17 protein-coding genes are annotated in these 15,463 nt (G+C 58.8%); 4 read left to right on the top strand and 13 right to left on the bottom strand.

Going from position 1 to position 15,463, the window contains the following annotated elements; genetic code table 11:
* Positions 1–17: 17 nt before the first annotated feature.
* A complete protein-coding gene (locus tag PVE98_RS04610; RefSeq protein ID WP_033753997.1) occupies positions 18–266 on the top strand; it encodes a YfhL family 4Fe-4S dicluster ferredoxin in 249 nt (82 codons plus the stop codon).
* Here the strand turns inward: PVE98_RS04610 and acpS are convergent.
* The 11 genes from acpS to rpoE all read right to left on the bottom strand — a co-directional run bounded on the left by acpS (position 263) and on the right by rpoE (position 9,616).
* Positions 263–643 carry a holo-ACP synthase gene (gene acpS, locus PVE98_RS04605; RefSeq protein ID WP_033754000.1) on the bottom strand — a complete coding sequence of 127 codons (381 nt, stop codon included), beginning with the start codon at positions 641–643 and terminating at the stop codon, positions 263–265. The genes PVE98_RS04610 and acpS overlap by 4 nt on opposite strands.
* Complete coding sequence (gene pdxJ, locus PVE98_RS04600; protein ID WP_096073636.1) at positions 643–1,374, bottom strand: pyridoxine 5'-phosphate synthase; 732 nt, start codon at positions 1,372–1,374, stop codon at positions 643–645. Before pdxJ ends, acpS begins: the two co-directional genes overlap by 1 nt.
* Positions 1,375–1,440: 66 nt before the next feature.
* A complete protein-coding gene (gene recO / locus PVE98_RS04595) occupies positions 1,441–2,169 on the bottom strand; it encodes a DNA repair protein RecO (protein WP_033754006.1) in 729 nt (242 codons plus the stop codon).
* 4 nt (positions 2,170–2,173) lie between these two features.
* Entirely contained in the window at positions 2,174–3,079 is a 906-nt protein-coding gene (era, locus tag PVE98_RS04590) for a GTPase Era (RefSeq protein WP_033791871.1), read from the bottom strand.
* A 45-nt stretch (positions 3,080–3,124) separates the two neighbouring features.
* Positions 3,125–3,805 carry a ribonuclease III gene (gene rnc / locus PVE98_RS04585; protein ID WP_033754012.1) on the bottom strand — a complete coding sequence of 227 codons (681 nt, stop codon included), beginning with the start codon at positions 3,803–3,805 and terminating at the stop codon, positions 3,125–3,127.
* 133 nt (positions 3,806–3,938) lie between these two features.
* On the bottom strand, positions 3,939–4,913 hold the full coding sequence (lepB, locus tag PVE98_RS04580; RefSeq protein ID WP_096073637.1) for a signal peptidase I: 975 nt from the start codon (positions 4,911–4,913) through the stop codon (positions 3,939–3,941).
* Positions 4,914–4,922: 9 nt separating this feature from the next.
* Positions 4,923–6,722 (bottom strand): translation elongation factor 4, encoded by a 1,800-nt coding sequence (gene lepA / locus PVE98_RS04575; RefSeq protein WP_033754017.1) that lies wholly within the window; start codon positions 6,720–6,722, stop codon positions 4,923–4,925.
* A gap of 217 nt (positions 6,723–6,939) precedes the next feature.
* Positions 6,940–7,404: a SoxR-reducing system protein RseC gene (rseC, locus tag PVE98_RS04570; RefSeq protein ID WP_096073638.1), complete on the bottom strand. Its 465-nt coding sequence runs from the start codon at positions 7,402–7,404 to the stop codon at positions 6,940–6,942.
* Positions 7,401–8,357, bottom strand: a complete 957-nt coding sequence (gene rseB, locus PVE98_RS04565) for a sigma-E factor regulatory protein RseB (RefSeq protein WP_033754023.1) — start codon at positions 8,355–8,357, stop codon at positions 7,401–7,403. Before rseB ends, rseC begins: the two co-directional genes overlap by 4 nt.
* Positions 8,357–9,010 (bottom strand): anti-sigma-E factor RseA, encoded by a 654-nt coding sequence (rseA, locus tag PVE98_RS04560; protein WP_096073639.1) that lies wholly within the window; start codon positions 9,008–9,010, stop codon positions 8,357–8,359. Before rseA ends, rseB begins: the two co-directional genes overlap by 1 nt.
* A gap of 27 nt (positions 9,011–9,037) precedes the next feature.
* Entirely contained in the window at positions 9,038–9,616 is a 579-nt protein-coding gene (gene rpoE, locus PVE98_RS04555; RefSeq protein ID WP_010617748.1) for an RNA polymerase sigma factor RpoE, read from the bottom strand.
* 430 nt (positions 9,617–10,046) lie between these two features.
* Between rpoE and nadB the strand changes: the two genes are divergently transcribed.
* On the top strand, positions 10,047–11,669 hold the full coding sequence (gene nadB / locus PVE98_RS04550; RefSeq protein ID WP_096073640.1) for an L-aspartate oxidase: 1,623 nt from the start codon (positions 10,047–10,049) through the stop codon (positions 11,667–11,669).
* On the opposite strand, the gene trmN is transcribed toward nadB, so the two are convergent.
* A complete protein-coding gene (gene trmN / locus PVE98_RS04545) occupies positions 11,654–12,403 on the bottom strand; it encodes a tRNA(1)(Val) (adenine(37)-N(6))-methyltransferase TrmN (RefSeq protein ID WP_033754032.1) in 750 nt (249 codons plus the stop codon). The two genes, nadB and trmN, sit on opposite strands and share 16 nt — an antisense overlap.
* Positions 12,404–12,558: 155 nt before the next feature.
* On the opposite strand from trmN, the gene srmB reads away from it, so the two are divergent.
* A complete protein-coding gene (srmB, locus tag PVE98_RS04540; protein ID WP_048786761.1) occupies positions 12,559–13,887 on the top strand; it encodes an ATP-dependent RNA helicase SrmB in 1,329 nt (442 codons plus the stop codon).
* A 217-nt stretch (positions 13,888–14,104) separates the two neighbouring features.
* On the opposite strand, the gene grcA is transcribed toward srmB, so the two are convergent.
* The gene (gene grcA, locus PVE98_RS04535) at positions 14,105–14,488 is read right to left on the bottom strand and encodes an autonomous glycyl radical cofactor GrcA (RefSeq protein ID WP_096073641.1); all 384 of its coding nucleotides are present in this window, start codon (positions 14,486–14,488) and stop codon (positions 14,105–14,107) included.
* A 260-nt stretch (positions 14,489–14,748) separates the two neighbouring features.
* Here grcA and ung point away from each other — a divergent pair, with 260 nt between their 5' ends.
* Positions 14,749–15,432, top strand: coding sequence for a uracil-DNA glycosylase (gene ung / locus PVE98_RS04530; protein ID WP_096073642.1), 684 nt, complete (start codon positions 14,749–14,751; stop codon positions 15,430–15,432).
* Positions 15,433–15,463 lie beyond the last annotated feature (31 nt).

Raw genomic sequence — 15,463 nt, 5'->3', positions numbered from 1 at the left:
GCTGATCAGGTGAAATCATGGCGCTGCTGATTACCGCCAAATGCATTAATTGCGATATGTGCGAACCCGAATGCCCTAACCAGGCGATTACGCTCGGCGCGGCGATTTACGAGATCGACGCCAGCCGCTGCACCGAGTGCGTCGGGCACTACGATGCGCCGACCTGCCAGAGCGTCTGCCCTATCGATAACACTATTATTATCGATCCACAGCACATCGAATCGCGCGATGCGCTGTGGGAGAAGTTTGTGGTGCTGCACCACTAGTTTTCGATAATCACCGTTGCGCAGGCGTAGTGACGCTCATCCGCCAGCGTGACGTGAACCTGCCTGACGCCCAGCTTTTCCGCCACTTCGCTGGCGTGGTTGAAAAAGCGCAGTCCTGGCTTGCCCAGCTCATCGTTGTAAACTTCAAACTGATTGAACGCCAGACCGCCGCGAATGCCGGTGCCGAAGGCTTTGGCCGCCGCTTCCTTGACGGCGAAGCGCTTAGCCAGAAAGCGCACCGGCTGCTGATGCCGCTGATATTGCTGCCACTCGGCTTCGCTCAGCACGCGCCGCGCCAGGCGGTCGCCGGAGCGCTCAATCACGCCGGCGATACGCTCGATTTCGACGATGTCGGTGCCCAGTCCGAGAATAGCCATTAGCGACGCGCTTCCCGCATCAGCAGCTTCATCTCTTTTACCGCGTCGGCCAGGCCGCTGAACAGCGCGCGGCCGATAATGGCGTGGCCGATATTCAGCTCGTGCATCTCCGGCAGCGCGGCGATCGGCTGGACGTTATGGTAGGTCAGGCCGTGGCCGGCGTTGACCTTGAGGCCCAGGCTGGCGGCAAAGGTGGCGGCGTGACGGATGCGCGCCAGCTCGGCCTCGCGCGGCAAACCTTCCGCCGCCTCGGCGTAGGCACCGGTATGAATTTCGATATAGGGCGCGCCGCTGGCGACCGCCGCCTCAATCTGGCGATGGTCGGGGTCGATAAACAGCGAAACCTGAATGCCCGCGTCGCTCAGCTGCTTCACCGCCGCGTTGATTTTTTCCTGCTGCCCCGCCACGTCGAGGCCGCCTTCGGTGGTGACCTCTTCTCGCTTCTCCGGCACCAGACAGACGAAGTGCGGCTGGATATCGCAGGCGATGCCCACCATCTCGTCGGTAACCGCCATCTCCAGGTTCATGCGCGTCTGGATGGTGTCGCGCAGAATACGCACGTCGCGATCGGTGATATGGCGGCGATCTTCGCGCAGATGCACGGTAATGCCTTCCGCGCCCGCCTGCTCGGCGACGAAAGCCGCCTGAACCGGATCGGGATAGTGGGTGCCGCGCGCGTTACGTACCGTGGCGATATGATCGATGTTGACCCCTAACAGCAACTCAGCCATGACAATCCTCAGCTTAACTATGTCGAAAAATCAGAGTGTACCGCGGCGCGCGGCGCAGGCACAGCGCTACGGGCTAGCGGCATCGGGCCGCTTTTTCGGCACGAACTGGCGAAACAGCTCGGTGCTCTTTAAGGGCTTGCCGCCCAGGTAGGGTTTCAGCGCGATGCGGGTAAAGCGCTTGGCGGCGCGCAGCGTATCGGCATCGGGAAAATCGCGTTCCCACAGCGCGCGCAGCTGGCGGCCGGTGAAGCTGCGCTGGCCAGCGACCAGACTGGCGATAAAGCCCTTCTCTTCGCGGTAGCTGTAGGTCATGTTGTCGGCGACCGGCTCGCCGCTGCCGGCGCAGTGCAGAAAGTCGACGCCATAGCCGAGATGGCCGAGCAGCGCCAGCTCAAAACGACGCAGCGCCGGTTCGGGCGAGCTGTTGGCCGCCGCCAGCGTTTGCAGACAGTTCAGATAGTCAAAGAAGAGTTCAGAGAAGGGAAATTCCTGCTCCAGCACGCGCGATACCAGTTCGTTAACGTAGAGGCCGCAGTAGAGCGTAATGCCGCTGAGCGGCAGCGCCAGCGACACCGCTTCGGCTTTGGTCAGGGTTTTGACCTCGCCGCGCCCGGTCCAGCGCACCAGCAGCGGCGTAAAGGGCTGCAGCGTGCCTTTCAGCTGCGAGCGGCGCGCGCGCGCGCCTTTCGCCAGCACCCTGACGCGCCCGTGGCTTTCGCTGAAGAGATCGAGCAGCAGGCTGGTTTCGCTGTAAGGGCGACTATGCAGCACAAAGGCGCGTTGCCAGCCTTCCATAGGATCAGAGGTCGTCTACGTAGCCCAGGCTGCGCAGCGCACGTTCGTCGTCGGCCCAGCCCGATTTCACTTTGACCCAGAGTTCGAGATGCACTTTGGCTTCGAACATCTCTTCCATATCTTTACGCGCTTCAATACCGATGGTTTTGATTTTGGCGCCTTTGTTGCCGATCACCATCTTCTTCTGCCCTTCGCGCTCGACAAGGATCAGGCCGTTAATATCGTAGCCGCCGCGATCGTTCGCCACGAACTGCTCGATTTCCACGGTTACGGAGTACGGCAGCTCGGCGCCGAGGAAGCGCATCAGCTTCTCGCGGATAATTTCCGAGGCCATAAAGCGCTGCGAGCGGTCAGTGATGTAATCTTCCGGGAAGTGGTGATCCGCCTGCGGCAGACGCTTGCGCACGATCGCCGCAATCGTATCGACGTTTTTTCCGCTTTCGGCGGAGATCGGCACGATGTCGAGGAAGTTCATCTGCTGGCTGAGGAACTGCAGATGCGGCAGCAGGATGCTTTTATCCTGAATGTTGTCCACTTTGTTGATGGCCAGCACTACCGGCACTTTGTTGTCGCGCAGCTTGTTGAGCACCATCTCGTCGTCCGGCGTCCAGCGCGTGCCTTCGACCACGAAGATCACCAGCTCGACGTCGCCGATGGAGCTGCTGGCCGCGCGGTTCATCAGGCGGTTGATGGCGCGCTTCTCTTCCATGTGCAGCCCGGGCGTATCCACATAGATGGCCTGATATTCGCCTTCGGTGTGAATGCCCATAATGCGGTGACGCGTGGTTTGCGGCTTACGCGAGGTGATCGACACCTTCTGCCCCAGCAGCTGGTTCAGTAAGGTGGATTTGCCGACGTTGGGTCGGCCGACAATCGCGACAAAGCCGCAATAGGTATTCTGTTCGCTCATTCGAGTCCTGACTTTTTCAGCGCCTGTTCAGGCACCGGGATGTTGCTATTCGAGTCCAAGCTTAATTAGCGCCTGTTCGGCAGCAGCCTGTTCTGCTTTACGGCGGCTGGAGCCTACGCCCACCACCGGTTCAGCCATGCCACTCACCTGACAGTGAATGGTGAATTCCTGATCGTGGGCTTCGCCACGCACCTGCACCACCAGATAGGACGGCAGCGGCAGATGACGCCCCTGCAGATACTCTTGCAGGCGGGTTTTCGGATCTTTTTGTTTGTCGCCCGGGCTAATCTGCTCGAGGCGCGACTGATACCAGTCAAGGATCAGCTTTTCCACCGTCTGGATATTGCTGTCGAGGAAGATGCCGCCGATCAGCGCCTCCACCGTATCCGCCAGGATGGATTCACGGCGAAATCCGCCGCTTTTCAGTTCGCCCGGCCCCAGGCGCAAACATTCGCCGAGGTCAAACTCTCGCGCCATCTCCGCCAGCGTGTTGCCACGTACCAGCGTCGCGCGCATGCGGCTCATATCGCCCTCGTCGACGCGAGGAAAGCGATGATAAAGCGCATTGGCGATCACATAGCTGAGAATGGAATCGCCGAGAAATTCGAGACGCTCGTTGTGCTTACTGCTGGCGCTGCGGTGCGTTAGCGCCTGTTGCAAGAGTTCCGGGTGAGTAAAAGTGTAGCCCAGTTTGCGCTGAAGCTTATTAATGAGGATGGGGTTCATGCGATTCCAGTTCTTTTGTGCGTCTGTGACTCTGCATACGAAACAGGGCTGGCTTTCCAACGCATTCTGTTTAGTGTGCAGTGGCCCCCCTCAGGAGGCCAACCGTTTTGCCCGTTTATCCGGGCCAGATTACTCAGTGAATGCCGCCGATACGGCTCAGGCGTACGCCCGTCGGCCACTGACCTTCCTGCTTATCGAAGCTCATCCAGATGGCGACCGCTTTACCGACCAGATTGCGTTCCGGGACAAAGCCCCAGTAGCGGCTGTCGGCGCTGTTGTCGCGGTTATCGCCCATCATGAAATATTGCCCCTGCGGCACGATCCAGGTCGCCTGCGGCTGGCCCGGCTGCTGATAATACATGCTCGCCTGACTCTGCGCTTCGTTTACCAGCAAAATATCGTGCGTGACGTTGCCCAGCGTCTCTTTACGGGTACCGAGACGCAGTCCGCCGCGCATGGTTTCGCCCTGCGGCACCTGATAGAACCCGTTGCCCGCTTCATTGCCGTCGAAACCGCTGAAGGTCTGGATAAAGTCGCTCGGCTCGATATTGGTGTAGGTAATCGGCAGCGCGCTGGCGCAGCGCTGGCCGGCAGCGCAGTTCGGGCTGACGGTCAGGGTTTTGCTGTAGGGATCGAACACCACTTTGTCGCCCGGCAGGCCGATCACGCGCTTAATGTAGTCCAGGCTCGGATCTTTCGGGTATTTAAATACCGCGATATCGCCGCGCTGCGGATGACCGGTCGGGATCAGCGTCGTCTGGGTGATGGGATCTTTGATACCGTAGGCAAACTTCTCCACCAGAATAAAATCGCCGATCAGCAGCGTCGGCATCATGGAGCCGGACGGGATCTGGAATGGCTCATAGATAAACGAGCGCACCACGAACACCACCAGCAGCACCGGGAAGACCGACGCGGCGGTCTCTACCCAGCCAGGCTGCCCGTTGACTTTCGCCAGCGTTTTCTCGTCGAGGGTATGACCGGCCGCAGCCTGCGCTTCCGCTCGTTTAGCCCGGCGCGCCGGCGCCCATTTAACGCGATCGATACACCAGATAATACCGGTAATCAGCGTCGCGAGCGCCAGAACCAGGGCGAACATATTAGCCATTAGGGATCCTTATTTGCTGTCCTTGCCGACATGCAGAATAGCGAGGAAGGCTTCCTGCGGCAGCTCAACGTTGCCGACCTGCTTCATACGCTTCTTGCCATCTTTCTGCTTCTGCAACAGTTTCTTCTTACGGCTGACGTCGCCGCCGTAGCATTTGGCCAGCACGTTTTTACGCAGCTGCTTCACGGTTGAGCGAGCGATGATGTGGGTGCCGATCGCCGCCTGAATCGCAATGTCGAACTGCTGACGCGGGATGAGCTCTTTCATCTTCTCAACCAGCTCGCGGCCGCGATACTGCGAATTGTCGCGGTGGGTAATCAGCGCCAGCGCATCGACGCGCTCGGCGTTGATCAGCACGTCGACGCGCACCATGTCGGAAGCCTGGAAACGCTTAAAGTTGTAATCCAGCGAGGCGTAACCGCGCGAGGTCGACTTCAGACGGTCGAAGAAGTCGAGCACCACTTCCGCCATCGGAATATCGTAGGTCAGCGCGACCTGGTTGCCGTGGTAGACCATGTTGGTCTGCACGCCGCGCTTCTCGATGCAGAGCGTGATGACGTTGCCCAGATACTCCTGTGGCAGCAGCATATGACACTCGGCGATCGGCTCGCGCAGCTCTTCGATATTGTTCAGCGGCGGCAGCTTAGAGGGGCTGTCGACGTAGACGATTTCGCCGCTGGTGGTCTCCACTTCGTACACCACGGTCGGCGCGGTGGTGATCAGATCGAGATCGTATTCGCGCTCCAGGCGCTCCTGAATGATCTCCATATGCAGCAGACCGAGGAAGCCGCAGCGGAAGCCGAAGCCGAGCGCGGTAGAGCTTTCCGGCTCGTAGAACAGCGAGGCGTCGTTCAGGCTCAGCTTGCCGAGCGCGTCGCGGAAGGCTTCGTAATCGTCGGAGCTGACCGGGAACAGGCCGGCATAGACCTGCGGCTTCACTTTTTTGAAGCCTGGCAGCGCTTTATCCGCCGGGTTGCGCGACAGCGTCAGGGTATCGCCCACCGGCGCGCCAAGAATATCTTTGATGGCGCAGACCAGCCAGCCTACTTCGCCGCAGTTCAACTGCGTGCGGTCAACCTGCTTCGGCGTGAAGATGCCGAGGCGATCGGCGTTGTACACCTGGCCGGTGCTCATCACTTTGACTTTGTCGCCTTTGCGCAGCGTGCCGTTTTTCACGCGGATCAGCGAGACCACACCAAGGTAGTTATCGAACCAGGAGTCGATAATCAGCGCCTGCAGCGGGCCTTCCGGATCGCCTTCCGGCGGCGGAATATCGCGCACCAGGCGCTCCAGCACTTCCGGCACGCCGACGCCGGTTTTTGCCGAGCAGCGCACCGCATCGGTGGCGTCAATGCCGACGATATCTTCAATCTCCTGCGCCGCGCGTTCCGGATCGGCGGCAGGCAGATCGATTTTATTCAGTACCGGCACAACTTCCAGATCCATCTCAATCGCGGTATAGCAGTTCGCCAGGGTCTGCGCTTCCACGCCCTGTCCTGCGTCCACCACCAGCAGCGCGCCTTCGCAGGCCGCCAGCGAGCGCGACACTTCATAGGAGAAGTCGACATGCCCTGGGGTATCGATGAAATTGAGCTGGTAAGTTTCGCCGTCGAGCGCTTTGTAATCGAGCGTCACGCTCTGCGCTTTAATGGTAATGCCGCGCTCGCGCTCCAGGTCCATCGAGTCGAGAACCTGCGCCGCCATCTCGCGATCGGTCAGGCCACCACAGATTTGAATCAGGCGGTCAGAGAGCGTCGATTTACCATGGTCAATGTGCGCGATGATGGAGAAGTTTCTTATGTGCTTCATTTATATGAATATCTTCACGTAGAAAAACAGTTGAGAACCTGAGCACAGACACATTCAGGAAGATCGCTCTTTACCTACAATCCTGTCAGCCTCATTAATGACGACGCATATTACACTGTTAAGGCCGCGCATAAAAGAATGGAACGTTGCGGAATCACAACACTTTTTGGCGAGAAACAGGCGCTAAAAGGCCGCGATATACGCGGCCTGCAGAGGATTAGGCTTCGCTTTCCACGCGCAGGGCGTCAGGCGGAAGCGCCACGCTCAGAATGACCGGCTGAAAAGCGGCGCGATCGCCGACTTTCAGCGACACGCCTTTGGCGACGATAAAGCCGCCGATGCCGCCGAGCAGCGCGCCGCAGGCCGCCGCCAGATCGCTGTGAAACAGCGCCTGGAACAGGCCCGCCAGCAGAAACAGTCCAAACAGCGGCGTCATATAGATCAGCAGCGCCGAACCGAGCAGGCTGCTCTCTTTGATGCCGAGTTCAATGCGCTGACCGGGCTGAAGCGGCGTCGCGCTGGCGATTTCCATCACGTGAGCGTCTTTCGGCCCCAGTTTGTTCAGCATGTGGCTGCCGCAGCCTTTACGCGCCGAGCAGCTGTTGCAGGAGGTTTTCGCCTCCGTATGCAGCGTGGCGATGCCATCATGCCATGCCACCACCGTGGCCCACTCTCTCATCATCGTTGCGACCCCAAATCAATACTGTCCGCTATGCGTTTTGCCGTGGCGGGCGGCAGTTCGCCCACCACGGTGATTTCGCTATTATTGCGCACTTCGGTCTGCACCGTACGACGTCCTGTGCGCAATGTCTGCGTGACGCTGCTTTTGTCGGCCGGAGTAATATTGATGGCGAAGCTGAAGAGTCCATCGCTGTATAGACGCGACTCAACGGTTTTATTCATCGCCGGAATATCGCGTCGGCTCTGCGACACCAGCTTCATGCCCGCCGGCACCCAGGCTGGCTGCCAGCTGAGCTTGACCTTCTCGCCTTCCGGCACTGAGAGCGACGGCGGCAAATTGGCCTTTTGCAGCCCCTGCATTAGATTGCGCACGCCTTCGTCGACCGCAAAGCTAATCACGCGGAACTGCTCCAGCGTTTCGCCGTCGCGATCCAGCAGATCGATGCGCAGCGGCAGCTTGGTGTCCACATCGAGCCACACCACATAGCTGTAGCGCGTGCCGTCGCGCGAGACGATACGGATCACCTCGCACAGCTGATCGGCGATGCGCGAACGCCCTACCGGGATAAAATCCCATGCGCTGGCGAGCTGAGTGAAATCAGCGAAGATAGGCGACGGCAAGGCGTCGATAATGTTTTGACCGGGCAGAGAGAAAGGATCGAGGCCGGGTTCGAAATAGCTGATATCGCCGCCGCGCTGGATGACCTCGCGGCGCGGGCCGTCCATCTGCAGCAGTTGCGCATAGACGCGATTATCGATCACCGCGTGACGATAACGCAGCGACTCGATGCCGATGCGCGAGACGTTGATATAAGCGAATTCGTAGTTGAGGTTCTGGCTTGCCTGCTCCATCTGCTGTAACAACGCCCCGGACGCAGATGTCTGCGCCGGGGCGGTAGATGACCAAAGCAGGCTGCCTGCCAGCAGGCTAACGGCGCACCAAAGCTGCTTCATTACTGCTGTTGCGTACCTAAGGACTGGTTGCCGGGAACGTTCGCCTGCGCCTGCTGCGGCGCATTGGTTTCGAACTGCAGACGATCGGAATGCAGACGACGCTGTAGTTCGTAATCCTGCAGCATCGCGTTAACGCGACGGCGTTGCTCCTGAACCTGCTGGCTGGAGCCGCTGGTGTCGAAGGCATCAGACGGCACGCCCAGGCTGACCGGCGAAGCCTTGCCCATCATCGGCAGCGTGTTAAACACCGGCGAATCAGACGGTTCTGCAGTGGTACCGCTCGGCTGGTTGTAGTGCTGTACGCCCACGATAACCGCCAGCGATACGCACGCCGCTACGCCAACCTGAGTCAGCTGCGCCGCCCAGGGACGCATTTTGCGCCAGAAAGGCATCGTCGCAACGCTGGCCGGTTCAGGCTGAGATTCGACGATCAGCGGCGTCACCTTACGGGCCGGCTCTTGTTCAAGGGCCGCCGCAACGCGCGCGGAGATATCGAAGTGCAGCACATCTCCTACATCACCGCGCATGGTGTCGCGGATAAGATGATAGCTAGTCCAGCGCTGTTGCAGCTCTGCATCCTGAGATAGTGCTGACAGCAGCGCGTTATCGAGCGCCTCGCCATCCATCAAAGCGGAAAGTTGTTCTTTCTGCATGCCTAAGTACCCTTCCAGTAGCCGTTATCACTGACGTTGGATAAGCGGTTGAACTTTATTATCAATGGCCTCTCGCGCACGGAAGATACGTGAACGCACCGTACCGACCGGGCAATCCATGATGGCGGCGATCTCTTCGTAGCTCAGTCCGTCCAGCTCCCTGAGCGTGATTGCCATACGCAAATCTTCAGGGAGTGCCTCAATGGTGCGAAAGACGATTTGTTTCAGTTCATCTGACAACATTAAGTTCTCAGGGTTCGAAATTTCTTTTAACGCGCCAGCACTTTCGAAATTTTCTGCATCGATCGCATCCACATCGCTGGATGGCGGGCGACGCCCCTGAGCAACCAGATAATTTTTTGCGGTATTGACCGCGATACGATAAAGCCAGGTGTAGAACGCGCTGTCGCCGCGAAAGGATTCCAGCGCGCGATACGCTTTGATAAAGGACTCCTGCACGACATCAGGCACGTCTCCCGACGGGACGTAGCGGGAAACCAGGCTCGCCACTTTATGCTGGTAGCGAATAACCAGGAGGTTAAATGACTTCTGATCTCCCTTCTGCACCCGCTCTACGAGTACCTGATCCGTTAACTGCTCGCTCATCCGAGGTAATGTCTCCCCAAATTCTTTTAAATGCGTAAAGGAACTGCCAGCACATCTTCATGGTTCTGAGCAAGCATGCGCTTAGAGTGGTGGTGCGGCAAAAAGTTCACTTAACGCGCTGATGATGACTCTTCCGGAGGCGCTGTCATTTGTTTTTCATTCTCAAGACAGTGTAATCCAGACTGCGGCTATCAACGCAGAATCGCAGGCAGAGTACCTTATGACAGAGGCTTTTTCATCTTTAAATCCTGTCTATGCGCCAGGTTTTATATAAAAAACGCGCCTCCGATGCACTTTTATGTAATCTGTTGTTTTTACGCTTATCTGCCGGTTAATTGATCTGACAGGGCAGGCTGTGCGTTTAAAATACTTCACAACCCTGCGCGAAACGCCTATTCTCAAGCCACCCTTGTTTAGTAAATTAAACACCATGGCACACTCATTCTCTCCAGATTATCAGTGCGATGTTTTGATTATCGGCAGCGGCGCGGCGGGTTTATCGCTGGCGCTGCGGCTGGCGGCGCATTACGAGGTGCTGGTACTGAGCAAAGCGCAGGTCAGCGAAGGCTCGACCTTTTATGCCCAGGGCGGCATCGCCGCAGTGTTTGATGAGAGCGACAGCATCGAGTCGCATGTGGAAGATACGCTGATCGCCGGCGCCGGCCTGTGCGAGCGCGAGGCGGTCTCGTTCGTCGCCAGCAACGCGCGTCACTGCGTGCAGTGGCTGATTGACAACGGCGTCGCCTTCGATCGCGATCCGCAGGCAGCGGGCGATATGCCTTATCATCTGACGCGCGAAGGCGGCCACAGTCATCGGCGCATCCTTCACAGCGCCGATGCCACCGGGCGCGCCGTCGAAACTACGCTGGTGAGCCAGGCGCTGAGTCATCCCCGCATTCATATTCTCGAGCGCAGCAACGCGGTCGATCTGATCCTGTCGGACAAACTGGGCCTGCCCGGTCCGCGCCGCGCCGTCGGCGCCTGGATCTGGAACCGCAACCGCGAGCGGGTAGAAACCTGCAGCGCTCGCGCGGTGGTGCTGGCGACCGGCGGCGCGGCGAAGGTCTATCAGTACACCACCAATCCCGACGTCGCGTCCGGCGACGGCATCGCCATGGCGTGGCGCGCCGGCTGTCGCGTCGCCAATCTGGAATTCAACCAGTTCCATCCAACGTCGCTGTTTCATCCTGACGCGCGCAGCTTTCTGCTGACCGAAGCGCTGCGCGGCGAAGGCGCCTGGCTGCTGCGGCCCGACGGCAGCCGCTTTATGCCCGACTTTGACGTGCGCGCCGAACTGGCGCCGCGCGATATCGTGGCGCGCGCCATCGATCACGAAATGAAGCGGCTCGGCGTCGACTGCGTCTATCTGGATATCAGCCACCAGCCGGCGGAATTCATCCGCGCCCATTTCCCGACGATTTATGAAAAACTGCTGACCTTCGGCTTCGACCTGACGCGGGATCGCATTCCCATCGTGCCCGCCGCGCACTACACCTGCGGCGGCGTGATGGTAGACGCGCGCGGCCGCACGGACGTCGACGGGCTCTACGCTATCGGCGAAGTGAGCTATACCGGGCTGCACGGCGCAAACCGCATGGCCTCTAACTCCCTGCTGGAGTGTCTGGTCTACGGCTGGTCGGCTGCCGAGGATTTGATTCAGACGCTGCCGCAAAAAGCCGCGCCCGACAGCCTGCCGGCCTGGGATGAAAGCCGCGTAGACGATGCGGACGAGCGCGTGGTGATCCAGCATAACTGGCACGAGCTGCGGCTATTTATGTGGGATTACATGGGGATTGTACGCACCACGCGCAGGCTGGAGCGCGCGCTGCGTCGCATTAACCTGCTGCAGCAGGAGATCGACGAGTACTACGCGCATTTTCGTCTCTCCAGCGATCTGCTGGAGCTGCGCAACCTGACGCAGGTGGCCGAACTTATGGTGCGCTGCGCGCTAGCGCGCAAAGAGAGCCGCGGGCTCCATTTTACCCGCGACTATCCCGATATGCTGCCCGATGCGAAGCCGACGATCCTGACGCCCTGTTACATAAAGAGGTAAAAGTCGCGGGTCAGGCTGCACCAGGCTTCCGAATAGTGCGTATCCTGATTGCGGATCGCCATGCGCTCCAGCAGCGTTTCGCCCGCGCTAGGAGAAAAACCGAGCAGCACGCGATGCGGCGGACGATGCGCATATTCCGCCACGTCGATACGAAAACGCAGATGCCAGCCCGATTCTTGCGCCAGCGTCATCATGGTTTGCCCTACCGTTTCCGGCAGCACGACGCAGAAGAAGCCCTCTTCGTCGATCAAACGTGCCGCGTAACGCAGCAGGCTGGCGTGATCCAGCGTCGCCGTCGAGCGAGCCGCGTCGCGCGCCGGCGTGGCGCAGGCGACATCGGGCGGATAATAGGGCGGATTGCTGACGATCAGCGAATAGCGCTGGCCGCAGCTGTCGGCGAAAGCGGCGATATCCTGCTGATGGACGCGAATGCGCGCCGCCCACGGCGACTGCGCCGCATTCTCCTGCGCCTGCTGCGCGGCGGCAACATCCAGCTCAACCGCGTCGATAAGCACCGTATCAGAGGTACGCTGCGCCAGCATCAGGGCGATAAGCCCGCTGCCGCTGCCGATATCGAGCACCCGGCGCGCGTTAGCGACCGGCGCCCAGGCGCCCAGCAGAATGGCGTCGGTGCCGACTTTCATGGCGCAGCGGTCGTGCGCCACGAAAAATTGTTTGAAGGTGAAACCGTTTCTTTTTAACACCGGCCGCACATGCGGCTTTTCCTGCGTCATACTCTGCAACCATTACCTTTTTTCCTGCCGTGCGGCAGCGCTTCAGTGTAACGTGACGGCGTGAGGAATACACGTAATGGGCTGGCCGGCGCGGATTAACAGATGAAGATTGCGTGCGATCTGTCTATAATCAGCGCCCCAAACTGAGGTAGACCATGACAGTAACCACATTCTCCGAACTCGAACTCGACGAAAGCCTGCTGGAAGCCCTGCAGGATAAAGGCTTTACGCGCCCCACCGCCATTCAGGCCGAGGCGATCCCGCCCGCGCTGGAGGGCCGCGACGTTCTGGGTTCGGCGCCTACCGGCACCGGGAAAACCGCCGCGTACCTGTTGCCGGTACTGCAGCACCTGCTCGATTTTCCGCGCAAGAAATCGGGGCCGCCGCGCATCCTGATCCTGACCCCTACGCGGGAACTGGCGATGCAGGTCGCCGATCACGCGCGCGAGCTGGCGAAACATACCCATCTCGATATCGCGACCATTACCGGCGGCGTGGCGTATATGAACCACGCGGAAGTGTTCAGCGAGAACCAGGATGTGGTCGTGGCGACCACCGGACGTCTGCTTCAGTATATTAAAGAAGAGAACTTCGACTGCCGCGCCGTCGAGACGCTAATCCTCGACGAGGCGGACCGCATGCTGGATCTGGGCTTCGCGCAGGATATCGAAACCATTGCGGGCGAAACCCGCTGGCGTAAGCAGACCATGCTCTTCTCCGCGACGCTGGAAGGCGACGCGATTAAAGATTTTGCCGAGCGCCTGCTTAACGATCCGGTTGAAGTCGAAGCCGATCCCAGCCGTCGCGAGCGTAAAAAGATCCAGCAGTGGTACTACCGCGCCGACGATCTGGAGCATAAAACCAAACTGCTGATCCACCTGCTGAAGCAGCCTGACGCCACGCGCTCTATCGTCTTCGTGCGCAAGCGCGAGCGTCTGCATGAGCTGGTGCAGTGGCTGCACGATGCGGGGATCCGCTGCTGCTATCTGGAAGGGGAAATGGTGCAGGCTAAACGCACCGAGGCGATCAAACGCATTACCGACGGTCGCGTCAACGTGCTGGTGGCGACCGACGTCGCCGCGCGCGGCATCGATATCGAAGATGTCAGCCACGTCATTAACTACGATATGCCGCGCACCGCCGATACCTACCTCCACCGTATCGGCCGTACCGCGCGCGCCGGACGTAAAGGCACCGCGCTGTCGCTGGTGGAAGCGCACGATCATCTGCTGCTGGGTAAAATCAGCCGCTATCTGAATGAGCCGCTGAAACCGCGCGTGATCGACGAGCTGCGTCCGGTAACGCGCGCGCCAAGCGCGAAAACCACCGGAAAACCGTCTAAAAAGGCGCTGGCGAAACGCAAAGAGAAAAAAGAGAGCGAAGCGGAAAAACCGCGCGTGAAGAAACGTCATCGCGACGCCAAAAACGTGGGCAAGCGCCGCAAGCCCAGCGCTGCCGCGCCAGCCAGCGGCGATGCGGAATAAATCAGCATCGTTATAAAAAAATCGCCTCGAATGAGGCGATTTTTTTTAGTTAAGCGCTCAAAACGGCGCTTACTCCCTTTGGATAAAGGCTAATAGCCAAAGCGCTGAGTTGTTATCGCGCCGCCAGCGTTGAAAAAGTTAAATATTACCTATTTTCAATAACCTGCTATTAACAATGCGGTGGGCGCTTTTTCCGCACGCGCCCAAAGTTGCCAGATTACAGGCTTTCGGTAAAAGTGCGGGTAATCACGTCACGCTGCTGTTCCGGCGTCAGCGCGTTAAAACGCACCGCGTAGCCTGAAACGCGAATCGTCAGCTGCGGATATTTCTCCGGATGTTTAACCGCATCTTCCAGCGTTTCACGGCGCAGCACGTTAACGTTCAGGTGCTGGCCGCCTTCGATGCGTACCTGCGGTTTCATTTCCATTGGCACTTCGCGCCAGGCGAATTCACCCAGTTCACTCACGGCGACAACCTGATCTTCTTCGTAACCCGCTTTCACACACAGGCAGCGCGCTTCCGCTTTTTCGTCGTCGATCAGCCAGAAAGAGTTCATCAAATCGGGGTTATTAGTTTGAGTAATTTGAATGCCAGTGATCATAATCAGTTCTCCAGAACATGGCGCTATCCTGCTTGGCGCGGTGAGTAAATCAAATTATCGCCCTGATATAACACTCGCCTCTTGCAGAGGTTTTGACCTCGGTCAATTTTCACAGCCACGCTTTTCACTGCTAATTTCAATTAATTGATTCAGATAAATTTTTACCTAAAAAATATTTTGTAAATTTCAAATATTTTTTACCTTCAACCTGGTGCGGCGAACCGTTAAGCTAACGGCATCGTTCTATAAGGGAGCAGACCATGACGGACAAACTGACCTGGCACGACGTGCTGGCCGAAGAGAAAGAGAAGCCCTACTTTACCGAAACCCTGAAACTGGTGGCGAACGAACGGGCGGCTGGCGTAACGGTTTATCCGCCGCAGAAAGACGTTTTTAATGCGTTTCGCCTCACTGAACTGGGCGACGTCAAGGTAGTGATTCTCGGACAGGATCCCTATCACGGCCCGAATCAGGCGCACGGTCTGGCCTTCTCGGTGCTGCCCGGCGTGCCGGTGCCCCCCTCTTTACAGAATATGTATAAAGAGCTGGAGCAGGAGTTTCCCGACTTTAAGCGCCCGCAGCACGGCTTCCTTGAAAGCTGGGCGAAACAGGGCGTGATGCTGCTGAATACGGTGCTGACCGTGGAAGCGGGCAAGGCGCATTCCCATGCGCGCTTCGGCTGGGAAACCTTTACCGATAACGTTATTGCCGCGATTAATGAACATCGCGAAGGCGTGGTGTTTTTGCTCTGGGGATCGCACGCGCAGAAGAAAGGCAGCATTATCGACCGGCAGCGCCATCACGTGTTACAGGCGCCCCATCCTTCGCCGCTTTCCGCCCATCGCGGCTTCTTTGGCTGCGGCCATTTCGCGCAGGCCAACGACCTGCTGACACAGGCGGGCGAGCAGCCCATCGACTGGATGCCGCAGCTGCCCGCCAGCTGAGCCGCAAATAAAAACGGCCGCATCACCGTGC

This window comes from Pantoea sp. GABEPS69 (assembly GCF_045780835.1).
Lineage (GTDB): Bacteria > Pseudomonadota > Gammaproteobacteria > Enterobacterales > Enterobacteriaceae > Pantoea > Pantoea septica.
Note: the sequence above shows the minus strand (reverse complement) of the source record. Positions and strands in the feature narration are given on the sequence as shown.